This is a genomic window from Winogradskyella pulchriflava, from assembly GCF_042434315.1.
In the GTDB taxonomy this organism is placed as follows: domain Bacteria; phylum Bacteroidota; class Bacteroidia; order Flavobacteriales; family Flavobacteriaceae; genus Winogradskyella; species Winogradskyella pulchriflava.
Genome location: NZ_JBHLTQ010000003.1, coordinates 96569 through 112291, shown reverse-complemented (window position 1 = coordinate 112291; position 15723 = coordinate 96569). Strand labels below are relative to the sequence as shown.

General features: G+C 33.6%; 15 protein-coding genes and 1 tRNA gene. 7 read left to right on the top strand and 9 right to left on the bottom strand.

Annotation, left to right across the window (positions count from 1 at the left end; all coding sequences use genetic code 11):
* Nucleotides 1-96: 96 nt before the first annotated feature.
* From ACFFGA_RS06690 to ACFFGA_RS06660, 7 genes are all read right to left on the bottom strand, one after another.
* On the bottom strand, nucleotides 97-516 hold the full coding sequence (locus ACFFGA_RS06690) for a hypothetical protein (protein ID WP_386061496.1): 420 nt from the start codon (nucleotides 514-516) through the stop codon (nucleotides 97-99).
* Between the two features lie 83 nt (nucleotides 517-599).
* The gene (gene corA / locus ACFFGA_RS06685) at nucleotides 600-1679 is read right to left on the bottom strand and encodes a magnesium/cobalt transporter CorA (protein ID WP_386061493.1); all 1080 of its coding nucleotides are present in this window, start codon (nucleotides 1677-1679) and stop codon (nucleotides 600-602) included.
* Nucleotides 1680-1682: 3 nt separating this feature from the next.
* A complete protein-coding gene (locus ACFFGA_RS06680; RefSeq protein ID WP_386061490.1) occupies nucleotides 1683-2216 on the bottom strand; it encodes a mechanosensitive ion channel domain-containing protein in 534 nt (177 codons plus the stop codon).
* Nucleotides 2217-2271: 55 nt separating this feature from the next.
* Complete coding sequence (locus tag ACFFGA_RS06675; protein WP_386061487.1) at nucleotides 2272-2865, bottom strand: Maf-like protein; 594 nt, start codon at nucleotides 2863-2865, stop codon at nucleotides 2272-2274.
* Nucleotides 2866-2868: 3 nt separating this feature from the next.
* Complete coding sequence (locus tag ACFFGA_RS06670) at nucleotides 2869-3792, bottom strand: geranylgeranylglycerol-phosphate geranylgeranyltransferase (RefSeq protein WP_386062409.1); 924 nt, start codon at nucleotides 3790-3792, stop codon at nucleotides 2869-2871.
* Between the two features lie 68 nt (nucleotides 3793-3860).
* Entirely contained in the window at nucleotides 3861-4394 is a 534-nt protein-coding gene (locus tag ACFFGA_RS06665) for a KdsC family phosphatase (protein ID WP_386061484.1), read from the bottom strand.
* Nucleotides 4381-5142 carry a Rossmann-like and DUF2520 domain-containing protein gene (locus ACFFGA_RS06660; RefSeq protein ID WP_386061481.1) on the bottom strand — a complete coding sequence of 254 codons (762 nt, stop codon included), beginning with the start codon at nucleotides 5140-5142 and terminating at the stop codon, nucleotides 4381-4383. The genes ACFFGA_RS06665 and ACFFGA_RS06660 overlap by 14 nt, the downstream gene beginning before the upstream one ends.
* Before the next feature lie 71 nt (nucleotides 5143-5213).
* On the opposite strand from ACFFGA_RS06660, the gene ACFFGA_RS06655 reads away from it, so the two are divergent.
* The 7 genes from ACFFGA_RS06655 (at nucleotide 5214) to bshB1 (ending at nucleotide 13856) form a co-directional block, all read left to right on the top strand.
* Nucleotides 5214-5603, top strand: coding sequence for a group III truncated hemoglobin (locus tag ACFFGA_RS06655; protein WP_386061478.1), 390 nt, complete (start codon nucleotides 5214-5216; stop codon nucleotides 5601-5603).
* A 54-nt stretch (nucleotides 5604-5657) separates the two neighbouring features.
* Complete coding sequence (mscL, locus tag ACFFGA_RS06650; RefSeq protein WP_386061475.1) at nucleotides 5658-6107, top strand: large conductance mechanosensitive channel protein MscL; 450 nt, start codon at nucleotides 5658-5660, stop codon at nucleotides 6105-6107.
* 105 nt (nucleotides 6108-6212) lie between these two features.
* Nucleotides 6213-9410 carry a cytochrome c biogenesis protein CcsA gene (locus tag ACFFGA_RS06645; protein ID WP_386061473.1) on the top strand — a complete coding sequence of 1066 codons (3198 nt, stop codon included), beginning with the start codon at nucleotides 6213-6215 and terminating at the stop codon, nucleotides 9408-9410.
* 190 nt (nucleotides 9411-9600) lie between these two features.
* A complete protein-coding gene (locus ACFFGA_RS06640; RefSeq protein WP_386061470.1) occupies nucleotides 9601-11007 on the top strand; it encodes an MATE family efflux transporter in 1407 nt (468 codons plus the stop codon).
* A 142-nt stretch (nucleotides 11008-11149) separates the two neighbouring features.
* The gene (locus tag ACFFGA_RS06635; RefSeq protein ID WP_386061468.1) at nucleotides 11150-11920 is read left to right on the top strand and encodes a T9SS type A sorting domain-containing protein; all 771 of its coding nucleotides are present in this window, start codon (nucleotides 11150-11152) and stop codon (nucleotides 11918-11920) included.
* Between the two features lie 49 nt (nucleotides 11921-11969).
* Nucleotides 11970-13124 carry a trans-sulfuration enzyme family protein gene (locus ACFFGA_RS06630; protein ID WP_386061465.1) on the top strand — a complete coding sequence of 385 codons (1155 nt, stop codon included), beginning with the start codon at nucleotides 11970-11972 and terminating at the stop codon, nucleotides 13122-13124.
* A 9-nt stretch (nucleotides 13125-13133) separates the two neighbouring features.
* Nucleotides 13134-13856: a bacillithiol biosynthesis deacetylase BshB1 gene (gene bshB1 / locus ACFFGA_RS06625; protein ID WP_386061462.1), complete on the top strand. Its 723-nt coding sequence runs from the start codon at nucleotides 13134-13136 to the stop codon at nucleotides 13854-13856.
* 43 nt (nucleotides 13857-13899) lie between these two features.
* Here the strand turns inward: bshB1 and ACFFGA_RS06620 are convergent.
* Together ACFFGA_RS06620 and ACFFGA_RS06615 are read right to left on the bottom strand one after the other, a co-directional pair.
* A tRNA-His gene (locus ACFFGA_RS06620) sits at nucleotides 13900-13975 on the bottom strand.
* A gap of 129 nt (nucleotides 13976-14104) precedes the next feature.
* On the bottom strand, nucleotides 14105-15685 hold the full coding sequence (locus ACFFGA_RS06615; protein ID WP_386061460.1) for a M28 family metallopeptidase: 1581 nt from the start codon (nucleotides 15683-15685) through the stop codon (nucleotides 14105-14107).
* Nucleotides 15686-15723: the final 38 nt, after the last annotated feature.

Sequence of the window (15723 nt, the reverse complement as noted above, 5' to 3'; positions counted from 1 at the left end):
TAATTTTCGGTTTAGAACTGGCGTTAGTAATTCCGAGTGGATTCGGACGCAGTCGAATCCGCCGTAATTGCGGTTATACATTGTTAGCAAACGTTTTTATCCCCATTTTTCTTCCAATTCCTTAAGGTTTCTTTCATAAAACAGCATAAACGCTTTAAGTCCATCTTCTTTAGTCTGTTCCGGAATTATACTACAGAAGTCTTTATCATAATAATCATATTCCACGAGTCCAAACCATTTTGTTTTCTTTCGGGTTATAGGTCTTTTGTAACAAACATAAAATTCATATTCATTTAAATCTCCAACTATTGAAACAGATACTCCATCGCCTTTGTCATCTTCAACGTTCAATGAAGGTGAGCAATGTACTTGATTTTCATTTGCACTTAGTTGAAGTTTGAGTAATTCGAACCATTGAAAGTTTTCATATTTTTTAATGAATTCTTCTTTGGTCAAGAATTGTTCATTCAGTAAATATGATTTCAAAGGGTGAGATTCAGAATATTTCAGTTTCACTTTGTTCAAATGTTTGCTAAACATAAATATACGAATGTATTAATGCAATTTACCTATCATGAAGGTATAATATTAGAAATATCCTACAACCATTTCTTACGCTTAAAGTAAAATAATAAAGCAATAAAAAGTAACACCATAACTCCTAAAAGGACGAAATAGCCATAACGGTATTTTAGTTCTGGGATGTATTCAAAGTTCATTCCGTAGATACCTGCTAAGAAGGTTAGCGGTATAAAGATGGTTGACATTATCGTGAGAACTTTCATCACTTCGTTCATCTTATTGCTAATGGTGGTCATGTACATATCCATTAAACTCCAGATCATTTCGCGATAAATATCTATGTTTTCTGATACTTGAATTAAGTGGTCGTAAATATCTCTGTAATAGGTGATTGTGCGTTTGTAAATTAATGGATGATCGCCTTTTTCAATACGGTTGATAATTTCACGAAGTGGAAAAATAGCACGACGCACTTTTAAGATTTCGCGTTTAAGTTGTTGAACTTCAATATTTATATTTTCCCTTGCGTGACCTTCAAATAACTCCGTTTCTAAATCCTCAATTTTGTTACCTAAGGTTTCAATAATACTAAAGTAGTTATCTACAACAGCATCAATTAAGGCGTACAATAAGTAGTCTGATTTTAAACCTCTAATGCGTCCGTTTGCAAAACGTAACCGCTCTCTAATAGAATCAAAGACATCGCCTTCAGACTCTTGGAACGTGATAACATAATTTTTGCCCAAAACAAAACTCACTTGTTCTATAACTATATTTTCGTCCTTATCGTAATACAACATTTTTAGCACCACAAAGAGGTAATCTTCGTACTCATCTATTTTTGGTCGTTGTGTTGTGTTTACAATATCCTCTAGTACCAAAGGGTGAAGATCGTATTGTTTTCCAATGTTTTCAATTTGGTCGGTATGCTTTAGGCCATCAACATTAATCCAAGTAACAGAATCTGTTTCTTTGTAACTAATAGCGTCTGCAATGTTTAAAAGCACAGATTCCTCAATGGTATCCTTTGTGTAGTCAAAACATTCGACATGAAAGTCTTTATCAGATTTTTGTCCAGTATATACAAGTGTTCCTGGAATTTGTCCAACATGTTTTTTGTATTCTTGGGTACGTTTTTTAATTTTTTTCCTTCTCATGATTTATAGGATACTACTATCGTCTAAGGCATCTTTCTCCATTAAAGTTACAGCTTTTTGAAGAATAAGGTTATTTGGGTATGTTACTAAATCGCCGTTATCTTCTCTAAGAATGAGTTGAAATGCTCTAATATCCTCAATGATAGCTTCCACAGGGTAATCTTTATCATGGATTTTTATTTTATCGCCTACCTTATAAGGAAATGAAAAGAACATAATAACACCAGAGGTAATATTGCTGAGTATAGACCAAATAGCAAATAATCCAATACCGATAACCGCAAATACGGACGAGAATACAAGGGTAATATCACTTGTTTTGGCGCCAAGAATAAAGGCTTCTATTAATGCGGCAATAAGCACTAGGGTTACGGTGACATAACGACCAATTAATGCTGCTCTTGCTTCTGTAGTACCGCTTTTATGTCCTATTTTTTTTACGGTAACAACTATAATTGCCCTTGTAATTAATAATATGACTAATAGGATACCTGTATAGATAATTTCGTCTTTGTAAATGGAATAAAACTCGCTCATGTTAGGTGAATTAGTACATAGCAAATATAACTTTGTTTTTTTATAAAGTATATTTCTATTGCCCTTTTGCTATGTTATTTAATGTTTTGTAGAGTAGGTGTGTAGGCAAACCAACAACATTATTGTAAGAGCCTTCTATACTGGTAATACCTATAGCTCCAATCCATTCTTGTATGCCGTAAGCACCAGCTTTATCTAGAGGTTTATAGGTGTTGATATAGTACCAAATTTCATCGTCTGTTAAAGCCTTAAAAGTCACATTTGTGGTAGTGTTCACAATTTTTTGTCTGTCTTTTTGAGTAAAACAAATTGATGTTACAACTTGGTGTGCGGTGTCGCTTAAGCTTTTAATCATAGAAAAGGCATCTGCTTCGTCTTTTGGTTTGCCGATAGCTTTTCCGTTTAGCCAAACAATGGTGTCGCTTGTGATTAAGATATCCTTATTTTGAAGTGTATTAGTAAAAGGTTCTGCTTTTAGTTTTGCGAGATAATCTGTTATTTCTTCTGCCTTTAAATGCTCAGGATATACCTCTTCAACGGGTTTTAATTTAATTTCAAAATCTAGTTGTAAGGTTTTAAAAAACGCATGACGTCTTGGAGAAGCTGAAGCTAATATGATGTTGAAATCTTTAAGTTTGTCGTTGAGCATAACTTACTTTAGTATAAAATTATATAGCAACAGAGACAGCATGCCTGTAAGCATCACTAATTTTAGCATTAAGCTAATATGTTTGTAATGTGATTTTTGCTCAGCACTAAATATTTTGATGGTAACATAAATAAGAGGAGCTATTACCAAGATTAAAAAATACCCAACTACGAGTTGTTGTTTAAACAAGTACGTAATCACATAATATGTAACAGAAAATATTGGGATTAATGATAAAATAAATACAATTTTATTAGCGCGCTCTCTTCCTATTACTATAGGTAATGTTTGCATACCAACTTTATGGTCGCCATCGATATCCTCAATATCTTTTATTATCTCTCTTATGAGATTAATCATAAAAGCAAAAATGGCATAATCTAAAATAATTTTGAAAAATGTAATTTGTATTTCGCGATTATTGTCTGTTATAGCTGGTAATAATTCAAAAATACCAACAAGCAATATACTCAATGCAACTACAAGGGATACGACGATGTTACCTACTAAAAGAATCTGTTTTAAATATGATGAATAAATGTAGAGCAGTGCAGATGCCATAAAAAATAGCATAAAAAATGCCGACTTATCAACTGTATTAGACAAATAGAAACCTAAGCCAACACCAATTACATTAAGTATAATAAAAAGGGTGAGTCCTTTTTTTTCTGTGATTTGGTTTGAGATAACTACTGCGTTGGGTTTATTTATTTTGTCAGCTTCAACATCATAAATATCATTAATGATATAACCACCAGCTGCGATACAGATTGTTGCCAATACTAATAAAGCAAAACCTAAACCATTTAATGTTGTTACGACACCATGACTTTCAAAAAATGGTAATAATAAAGCGTATTTTATGAGGTATTGCACGAGGGCAATCATTATTAGGTTTTTCCAGCGGATTAAATTTAGAAAGTGCATCATATTAAGCGTAAGTGATAATCTATTTTAGTTGTTTTTTTAATGTGATAGAAAACTGAGATTGCACACTAATCATACTTAGCATCAAAGTTGCCATTCCATTTCCCTTGAACTTTAAGCACTTGTTCTATGACATCTCTAACAGCGCCTTTTCCGCCATTTTTATGAGAAACGTATTTGGAGATTGCTTTTATTTCTGGAGCAGCATCTTGTGGGCAACACGGTAAGCCAACTAATTTCATTACTGGATAATCTGGTATATCATCACCCATATATAACATTTGCGGTTTTGAAATGTTGTGCTTATTCATATAATCGTTGAGCTGTTCAATTTTATTATGCGCTCCTAAATAAATGTCTTTTATACCTAAACCAGCTAAGCGTTTTCTTACACCTTCGTTAGAACCTCCAGAGATAATACATACATTAAAACCAGCATCTACAGCAGTTTTTAGCGCAAAACCATCTTTAATATTCATGGTGCGTAGCATTTCTCCATCAGTAGTTACGGTTATGGTACCATCGGTAAGCACACCATCTACATCAAAAATAAGAGTTGTAATATTTGCTAGGTATTCTTTGTAGCTTTTATCGTTGTCCATGTGTTTTTTTAATTGATTCGGTTAAAAGTTTGTATATCTTCTTGTGTTCTTCAGACTCTATTTGTTTTAAATGGCGCTTTATGGTTTTTTTGTCGTTTCGTTTTGCTGGTCCTGTTTGTGCCATGTAAGGAGACATGTTTTGTACCTTTTGAGCGGTTTCGGTTATTAAGGGTTTTAAAATATCGAAATTAATACTTTTTGCATCGCTAATTTCGTGAGCAATTCTATAGAGTTGATTGGTGAAATTATTAACAAACACTGCAGATAAATGCAAGGTTTGACGTTGTTCGGTATTTATTTTATAACTCTTACAGCCTAAGTTTTCTGCTAAATCTTTTAAAATTTGAAGGTTACGCTTCTCAGTAACTTCAATACATATAGGCACTTCACTAAAATCTAAATCAGCATCTTTAGAAAATGTTTGCAACGGATAAAACACGGCACGTTGATTTTTTTTATCTAAATCGTGTATAGAAACGCTTCCAGAAGTGTGCGCAACCAATCTGTTTTCAAAAGGCAATACTTTAGACAGTTTTGAAATACTATCATCACTTATGGCCATAATATAGATGTCAGCTTCTTTTAAATCTGCTAAACTATCAATGGTTTCTACCTCATTTGCATAAGATGATATAGCGCTATTAGAGCGGTTATACCATTGTGTAACGGTTATGTTTTCTGCTTTACTAAAAGCTTTATAGAGATGTGTGGCAACATTGCCAGCACCAAGTAATACTACGGATATCATGTTGTAAAAATACTAAGATTTTGTGTTTAAGAATAAGAACTTTTTAGATTAAAGCAATAACTTTGATGGATATGGAAAAAAAAGACATTACTACAAGAGAAGATGTGTACTTATTGGTTTCTCAATTTTATGCAAAAGTTAGAGAAGATGCTGTTTTAGGTCCTTTTTTTAATGAAACAATAAGAGATTGGGATGCACACTTGGAACACCTTACCACATTTTGGGAATCGAGTTTGTTTTTAAAAACAAAATATTATGGTAATCCGCTTGAGGCACATATAAAAGTTGATGCAGAACACAATAATAGCATCACCGAATTACACTTTGGCTTATGGTTGAATTTATGGTTTCAAACTATAGATGAGTTGTTTCAAGGTGATTATGCAGAAAACGCCAAACGCAGAGCTCGTAAAATGGGAACCTTTTTGTATTTAAAGATTTTTGAAGCGAGAAATTCCTAAATGTTTAGTGCCTTGTCTTAAATTTGTGGCTTCTAATCACATAAAATTTAAGGCATGAAATTATTGAAAGAATTTAAAGAATTTGCTGTAAAAGGTAATATGATGGACATGGCAATTGGTATTATCATTGGTGCATCATTTAATAAAGTTATAGATGTATTGGCAAAACAGGTTATTTTACCTCCATTATCATTACTTACCGATGGAGTTAATTTTAGCGATAGGAAATTAGTTCTAAGGGATGCTGTAACAGATACCACAGGAAATATAACAACCACTGAAGTTGCCGTAGCTTATGGTAAGTTGTCTGAAGTGTTTTTAGATTTCATCATCATTGGTTTTACCGTTTTTATTGTGGTTAAATTTATGAACAGACTTAGAAGCAAAGCACACGATACTAAGGATAAAACTGTTGTGACACCAAAGGATATACAGTTGTTATCTGATTTAAAAGATTTAATGGAAGAGCAAAATAAATTATTAAAAGCAAGTGTTGCTAAATAGAAAATAACATTTGACAGAATTTTAACGCTTTTTGAAGCTTTAAAAACTACATCTAAATCATCAAAAAGGCTTATCTTTGCACGAGCTTAAAATAAGCCTATAGCTATGCAAAAAAAACTCGCTAATTTCCTATTCTCCACTAAACTTACAGCTGTTTTATTTATTGTATTTGCTGTTGCCATGGCAACAGGAACAATACTAGATAGAAACATGGAGACCTCGCCAACACCATATACCAGAACACTGATTTACAATGCCTGGTGGTTTGAAGCTATTATGGTGATTTTTGTCATCAATTTTGTTGGAAACATCTCTAGATATAGGCTATGGAGGAAAGAGAAATGGGCAACACTAATTCTTCATTTAGCTTGGATTCTTATAATTGTTGGTGCTGCTGTTACGCGTTACATCGGTTATGAAGGGATGATGAATATAAGAGAAGGCGAAACAGAAAGTCAATTCCGTTCTCAAAAAACCTACATCAGTGGACGAATATTAGGTGATTATCAAATCAATGGTCAATTACAACAACGAAACATTATGGAAGAGGTTGATTTTTCACCTCGATTAGATAATGATTTTAAAGAAACTTACAGTTATGGTGATGCTGAAGTAACACTTGAACTTAAGAAATTTATAAAAGGAGCAGAGAAGGATATCGTACCACATGACAATGGTGAAAACTATCTAAAAATTGTTGAAGCTGGTGATGGAAGACCACATAATCACTTTTTAAAAGAAGGTCAGGTCTCTAATTTACATAATGTGCTTATTTCATTAAACAAAGAACAAGAAGGAGCCATTAATATTACCAATACGGAAGACGGTTTGTTTATAAAATCTCCTTACGAAGGCGAATATATGACCATGGCAACAGGTACAACAGGCAAGTTGGTTAAGGATAGCTTGCAGCCGTTGGCATTACGTTCGCGTTATATTATAGGAAATATGCAGTTGGTTTTTCCTAAACCAGTAGTAAAAGGTGTTTTTGATATTGTTCAAAAGCCAAGAATCTTAAAAGGAGATGAAAGTGGTATTGTGTTGGATGTCTCTGCCAATGGTGAAACAAAAAGCGTAAACCTCATAGGTGGACCTGGCACGTATTACGGTATCGAAGAGATAGAAGTTGGTGGATTAGATATAGCATTGCGTTTTGGCTCTAGATTAGAGCAACTACCATTTGCTGTTAAGTTAAACGATTTTATTGCCGAGAAATATCCAGGTACGGAAAAAGCATATTCATCGTACGAAAGTAAAGTTACTGTTTTGGATAAGGAAAAAGGTGATTTTGATTACCATATTTATATGAATCATATTCTAGATCATAGAGGTTATCGTTTCTTTCAAGCCAGTTTTGATGCCGATGAAAAAGGTACAGTACTCTCAGTAAACCACGATCGTTGGGGAACTTATATTACCTATGCTGGTTATATGTTATTGTATTTTGGTTTAATGGCAATTCTGTTTGCTAAACACACGCGTTTTGATGAGATACGTAGCAGACTAGATAAGCTAAAAAAGAAGAAAGCCAAAATGATGACTATGATTGCCTTGTTATTTAGTTTGTCTGGCTTTGCTCAAGAGCATTCAGCAAATGACGGTCACAATCATGCACAAAATTTAAAACCAGAAAAAGCACAAATAGACTCTATACTTAGGGCAAATATTACACCAGTTGAGCATGCAGATAAGTTTGCTAAAATGGTGATACAGGATTATAGTGGTCGTATGATGCCAATGCATACGTATGCTTCAGAGATGCTTCGTAAGTTGAGCAAAAGTGATACTTATGAGGATTTTAATGCCACACAGGTTTTTCTTTCCATACAAGAGAGTCCATTACTATGGTATAATGTACCAATCATATATTTAAAGTCTAGAAAAGCGGATTCAATAAGAACAATTATTGGTTTGGATTATGATGAAAAATATTCGAGTCTTATTGATTATTTTACTCCAGATGGAAGATATAAACTCGGTCCATATCTAGAAGAAGCCTATAAAGCACAAGTGCCAAATGGTTTTCAAAAAGAAGTGAAAGAAGCCGATTCGCGAGTTAATTTATTATATAATGCTATTGAAGGACGTTCCATTAAAATATTTCCTGTTCCAGAGGATGAAAACAATACTTGGATTTCTTCATTAGAATTTAGAGAAGGAGGTTATCGTGATAAGATTGCAGATTCGTTATATGGCAATTTTATTAATAATGGTTTTAGTGCCTATTTGGTAACCTTAAATAATAGCAAGCAAACAGGCGATTTTACAAAAGCCGAAGAACTATTGGAAGGCATAAAGAAAACCCAACAGAAATTTGGTAGTGAGATTATGCTTTCTGATAAAAAAATAGAATCAGAAATCTTATATAATAAATACGATATCTTCAAGCGATTGTTTAGTTGGTATATGTATGCGGCTACACTTTTGTTTGTACTCATAATTGTTCAGATTTTTCAGTATAAAAGCAGAGGACTTAAAATCGCTATTAATACAATGATTGGTATCGTTGTAGTATTCTTTATATGCCATACTTTAGGTTTAATTTGGAGATGGTATTTGTCTGGACATGCACCATGGAGTGATGCTTATGAATCTATGATTTATGTGGCTTGGTCAGTTATGCTATTTGGTCTTTTGTTGGGTAGAAAAAGTAATCTTACTGTAGCTGCATCAGCTTTTGTTTGTTCAATGATTTTAATGGTAGCACATTGGAATTGGATGGATCCTGCAATAGCAAACTTACAGCCAGTACTACAAGGCTATTGGTTGATGATTCATGTTTCTGTTATCGTTGCAAGTTATGGTCCTTTTGCTATAGGTATGATTTTAGGGTTGGTAGCTTTGTTGCTCATGATTCTTACTAATAAGGAGAATAAAGAACGCATGCTAATCAATATAAAAGAGTTGACCATTATTAACGAAATGGCTCTTACAGTTGGTTTGGTGATGCTGACCATAGGAAATTTCCTTGGTGGTATGTGGGCAAATGAAAGTTGGGGACGTTATTGGGGCTGGGATCCAAAAGAAACATGGGCTTTAATTAGTATTATGATTTATGCTTTTGTAATCCACATGCGATTAATACCAGGACTAAGAGGACGTTGGTTGTATAGCTTAATGTCTATTGTAGCTTTTGGAAGTATTCTAATGACGTATTTTGGTGTTAACTTTTATTTGTCAGGCTTACATGCTTATGCAAGTGGTGACCAAATATTGAGCTTCCAATTTATAGCAATTACTTTGGGTGTTATTGCTTTAGTAGCTTTCTTAGCTTATAGAAAGTATAAAGTATTTTATAAATAAGAATCGCTTAAAAAGCCTTGTAAATTATTACTTGGTTTTAATTTAATTATAGATTTTTCAAAAATAATACGCATATTTGCGTCATTATGATTGCTTAATAAAACTTTTAGGGAAAAATTATCGCGACTTCATGCGATGTCTGTGGTCAAACATTTTTGTTTGACTAGGTCTTATTTTAAATTATTAAGTAATGCAATCAAATAAAATCTCAATAAAACAATTTTTTAAGTATTTGAAAATCGCCGTTTCTGGAAAGGAACAAGATTTTACATCTGGAAGTATAAGACGCGCAGTGTTTATGCTTTCAATTCCAATGATATTGGAAATGCTCATGGAATCCATTTTCGCTATTGTAGATATCTTCTATGTCTCAAAAGTAAGTGTTAATGCCGTAGCTACTATAGGTCTAACAGAATCTGTAATTACATTGGTTTATGCTGTAGCCATTGGATTAAGTATGGCTGCAACAGCAATTGTAGCAAGGCGTATTGGTGAAAAGGATAGGGAAGGAGCTTCGCAAGCAGCAGTGCAGGTAATAGGTCTTGGTGTTTTTGTAGCTGCAATAATTAGTGTAATAGGTATTTTATATCCTAAAGAAATATTGCAATTAATGGGAGGTGAGCCAGAGTTAATTGCCGAAGGCTATGGTTATACTCAAGTATTACTTGGAGGCAATGTTACTATAATGCTTTTGTTCTTAATTAATGCCATTTTTAGAGGAGCAGGTGATGCTTCCATTGCAATGTGGGCTTTAGTATTATCTAATGGATTGAACATTATTTTAGACCCAATATTTATTTTCGGTTTGGGACCAATACCTGCTTATGGAGTAAAAGGTGCTGCAATTGCGACGACTATTGGTAGAGGTACTGCTGTAATATTTCAGTTGATGGTACTGTTTTATGGCTGGAGCAAAATAAAAGTAGGATTCAAGGATTTGGTTTTACGAGTCGCTGTAATGGTCAATCTTATTAAAGTATCACTTGGTGGTATTGGTCAGTTTTTAATTGGTACATCGTCTTGGGTATTCTTAATGCGAATTATGAGTGAGTTTGGTAGTGAAGTCCTTGCAGGATACACCATAGCCATAAGAGTCATGATGTTTACCTTAATGCCAGCTTGGGGAATGAGTAATGCCGCAGCTACTTTAGTTGGTCAGAATTTAGGAGCCAAAAAACCACAACGTGCTGAGGATTCCGTTTGGAAAACAGGTAAGTACAGTGCAATTTTTATGGGCTTGGTATCCATCATATACCTCATTTTTGCACCAGAAATAATAGCATGGTTTACGCAAGATACTGCTGTGATAGAAAATGGAGCTTTGTGTCTTAGAATTATAGCTGCAGGTTATGTGTTTTATGGTTATGGAATGGTAATCATTAATGCGTTTAACGGATCTGGAGATACTAAAACACCTACATGGATTAACTTTATTTGCTTTTGGTTATTTCAGTTGCCATTTGCTTATCTCATGGCATTGCAGTTCAATTTTGGACCTTTAGGTGTATTTATGGCAATTACTATTGCTGAGGTTTTAATAACAATTATTGGAATTTTATGGTTTAAAAAAGGCCATTGGAAGTCGGTTAATGTTTAGTTTAATGCCAAATTTAAGTTTCAGCAAATTGCTTAAATGTTAAAATTATACGCATTTAATCGTAAAAATATGCTTTTTGTGGATTTTTTTGAAAATTTAGATTAGATTTCGGGCAGATAGTTCACCTAACCGCCCAAATCTTATGAGAGCTTTTATCAAATTTCAGTACCTACTATTATTTGCGTTTAGTTTTTCTTTTGCGCAATCAGATATTCAAATTGTTAGAATAGATTTTCAAAATCCTGAAGGCTATACGCGACAATTAGCATTAGGCTTTGTGCAAGATAATTCTGCAACTGATGGAGTGGATTACGGATACGACTCACCTAATATAGAAGATTTAGAAGATGACTTAAACTGGATGATTGAAGACAATCGTTATGTTATTCAAGGTGTTGGTGCCTTTGATGCAACTAAATACTATCCCTTAGGAATGTTTTTATCAAATGCAGGAGAGGTTTCTATATCCTTAAATGCTTTAGAGAGCTTTTCGAGCCCAGTTGATGTTTATTTATACGATTTAGAATTAAATTCTTATACTTTACTGAATACTTCCAATTTAACTCAAAACCTATCGGCTGGTACTTATTTAAACCGTTATTTTGTCACATTTTCTAACTCAACACACTTAGCAATAAGTGCTCATTATTTGTTATCCACTAACGAAGCAGAAAAAAGTGAAATAAAATTATGGCATTCAAGAGCCAATAATGAGCTTCACCTTGTTGGTTTATTACCTGATGAAACTGCTAGATTAAGCCTATATAGCTCAGAAGGAAAAAAGATTAAAGAAGGTCTTTTTATGACTTCAGATTATACTATGAGCACCTTAGGAATTTCAAATGGTATTTACTTTGCTATCATCGAAACTTCAACTTTTGTGCAAACAATTAAAGTTTGCATCGCTAAATAACATATCTACTTTCATTTTTAGTAATTTTATAGTTTAAAAATCACTAAAAATGTCAAAGAAAAAAATAGGTCTCAACACTATATGTACTCATGTAGGTGAAATAAAAGACGAACAATTTAAAGGTGCAGTATCGCCTATATATTTGAGTTCGTCTTACGAATTTTTTGATGTCGATGTAAAACGCTATCCACGCTATTTTAATACTCCTAATCAAGAATTCTTATCTAAAAAAATTGCAGCATTAGAGCATACAGAAGCAGCGATGATTTTTGGTTCGGGTATGGCAGCTATTAGTACTATGTTTTTGGCTTTTTTAAAACAAGGTGATCATTTAGTAGTGCAAAATACATTGTATGGAGGAACGGTAAATTTTATAAAAGAAGAATTTCCTAAATATGGTATTGAATATACCTTTACCAATGGTTATAAAGTTGAAGACTTTGAAGAAGCTATTCAACCTAACACAAAACTGATTCATATTGAAACACCTTCAAATCCATTATTGACCATAACAGATATCAAAGCCATTGCCAAGCTGGGCAAATCAAAAAACATCTTAACCTCTATAGACAATACCTTTGCATCACCTGTAAACCAAAACCCAATTGATTTGGGTATTGATATGGTAATGCATTCGGCAACCAAATATTTTGGCGGTCACAGTGATATTTGCGCAGGTGCTGTAGCAAGTACTAAAGAGCACATGGACCGGATTTGGAATGTTGGAAAAAACCTTGGTGGCAGCTTAAGCGACATGACCGTTTGGATGTTGGAACGTAGTATGAAAACAATGGGATTGCGCGTAAAAGCCCAAACCAAGAATGCTATGAAATTGGCAAAGTGGTTAGACAAGCATCCTAAAGTATCAAGGGTTTACTATCCTGGATTAAAATCCCATCCAGAGTATAAGTTGGCAAAATCGCAAATGACCGGTTTTGGCGCTATGTTGTCTTTTGAGTTAGCTATGGATTTAGATTCGCAGCGCTTTCAAAAGGAATTAAAACTTATAAAACCATCTATGAGTTTAGCCGGTATTGAAAGTACAGTGCTTTCACCGCATTTAACATCTCATGCATTATTAACACAAGAAGAGAGAGATAAGGTTGGTATAAGTGATCAATTAATCCGATTTTCCGTTGGAATTGAAGAGGTGAAAGATTTAAAACAAGATATTGAACAATCAATTAATAAAATTTCAAAATAAAAAATAATAATGAAACTAGATATATTGGCTATTGGTGCACATCCAGATGATGTTGAGTTAGGTTGTGGTGCTACTTTGGCAAAAGAAGTTGCAAAAGGTAAAAAAGTTGGAATTATAGATTTAACTCGAGGCGAATTAGGAACTAGAGGAACTGCAGAAACCAGAGATGAGGAAGCGTTTAATTCGGCTAAAATACTAGGTGTAAGTTCAAGAGCTAATATGGGATTTGCCGACGGTTTTTTTGTTAATGACAAGGAGCATCAATTAGAAATTATAAAATTGATTCGTTTCCATCAACCTGAAATAGTGATTTGTAATGCTATTGATGATAGACATATAGACCACGGAAAAGGGAGTAGATTGGTAAGTGATGCTTGTTTTTTAAGTGGCTTACGAAAAATAGAAACAGTTCATAAAGACAAAAATTCTAAACAAGACGCATGGAGACCTAAAGCGGTATATCATTATATACAGTGGAAAGATATAGAACCAGACATTGTAGTTGATGTCACGGGTTTTATGGACAAGAAAATGGAATCAGTTTTAGCCTATAAGACGCAATTTTTCGACCCTAAAAGTAACGAGCCAGAAACACCTATTTCCAGTAAAAACTTTACTGACAGTATAATCTATAGAGCAAGAAATTTAGGAAGACTAATTGGTGTAGAACACGCAGAAGGCTATAATGTAGAGCGTTATCCTGCTGTTGATTCATTATTTGATTTAAAATAGAAAAACAAAAAAAGCCTTTCATTTCTGAAAGGCTTATCTTTTTGGGTGGAAGATGGGACTCGAACCCACGACATCTGGTACCACAAACCAGCGCTCTAACCAACTGAGCTACAACCACCATGTTAATTAGGATTGCAAATGTATATTATTTACTATTTTCTGCAAAACCTTTTTTAAACTTATTTTAAAAAGAAAGACCTTTCAATTGATTTTGAAAGGTCTATGAGTTTTTATTTATATCGCTAAATCTATTTTGAAGCTTTATCTACTACAATTCTTTTGTCTCTATTGGCAACTTCCCATGCAGTATAAAACACCAAGCGTGTTCTATTTTCCAATAAATCGTATTCAATTTTATCTGCTGTGTCTGTAGGTCTATGGTAATCATCATGAGTACCATTAAAGTAAAAGATTACTGGAATATTGTTCTTTGCAAAATTGTAATGATCAGAGCGGTAATAAAAGCGATTAGGATCATTTTCATCGTTGTATTTGTAATCTAATTCTACGTTGCAATATTTGGTGTTTACTTCTTCAGAAATATTGTGTAATTCTGTGCTTAATTTATCACTTCCAATGAGATAGATATAGTTTCTGTCTCCTTCTTTGCGCTTTGGGTCTGTTCTTCCAATCATATCAATATTAAGATCTGCAACAGTATTTTCTAAAGGGAAAATAGGATCGTTATCTGTATAGTGTCTTGAACCTAAAAGTCCCTTTTCTTCGCCAGTAACATGCAAAAATAAAATAGAGCGCTTAGGACCATTACCATCCATCTCTGCTTTTTTAAAAGCTTCAGCTATTTCTAAAATGGCAGTTGTACCAGAACCATCATCATCTGCACCATTATAGATTTCTCCATTTTTAATACCTTCATGGTCTAAGTGCGCAGAAATTACTACAATCTCATCTGGTTTTTCAGAGCCTTTGATGTACGCAACTACGTTTTCAGATGTAATAGTTTCAGATTTATTTTCTATGACTAAGTTCAAATTAGCATTTACACTTTTTTGTGTATCATCCTCTAATATTGAAGGGTATATGGCCTTGCCTAAATCTTCATTTACCATCAACATCACCATATCCTTTTCAAGACTTTTTAATGTTAGTCGTCCTGTTGATCCTGAAGACGCTTGCCTTTGGAAAAAAGGTGCATATTGCGAAAATAATTTATCATCCATATAAATCAGCCCTTTGGCACCATTACTGCTCGCAGCATCTCTCTTGCTCGATAATGATTGGCGTCCGTTGGTCCACTTAGTATCTTCGGTATCACCAGAAGTAACGTAATTGCCATTGGCATCTTTTGGTTCACCAGCTTTTGCAAGTACAATTTTGTCTTTTACATCGATGTTTTTATAATCTGAATAATTATCTGCATCAATACCATAGCCAACATATATTATCTCATCAACAGCGATCTCGTCATTTCCAGAGGCTCTTAAAACAATATGGTCTTCAAAACTCATAAAGTTTTTACCATTAACTGAAATTTTTGCTTCAGAAACGCTTTGTTTTTCTAAAGGCACTTCTTGAAAATAATCATCTCCTCCCAGTGGAGTAGGAATACCCATTGCTTTATATTGCTCCTTTAAGTATTCAACCGCCAGTTTTTGACCTTTTTCACCAGTTTCTCTTCCTTCAAATTCATCTGAAGCATACTTATAGAGCATAGTTTTTAGTTCATCGGTAGTAATAGTAGCAGCATATTTGGTAGGATCTGCCACTTTTGTTTCATCTTTTGATATAGAAGATGAATTACTTTTTGAAGATGTTCCGCAGCTTATTATTAAGCCAGAAACACAAAAAATAAGTATTAATTTTTTCATTATAATAAAAAATTAGAGTTAGTATTTTTTAAAGAATA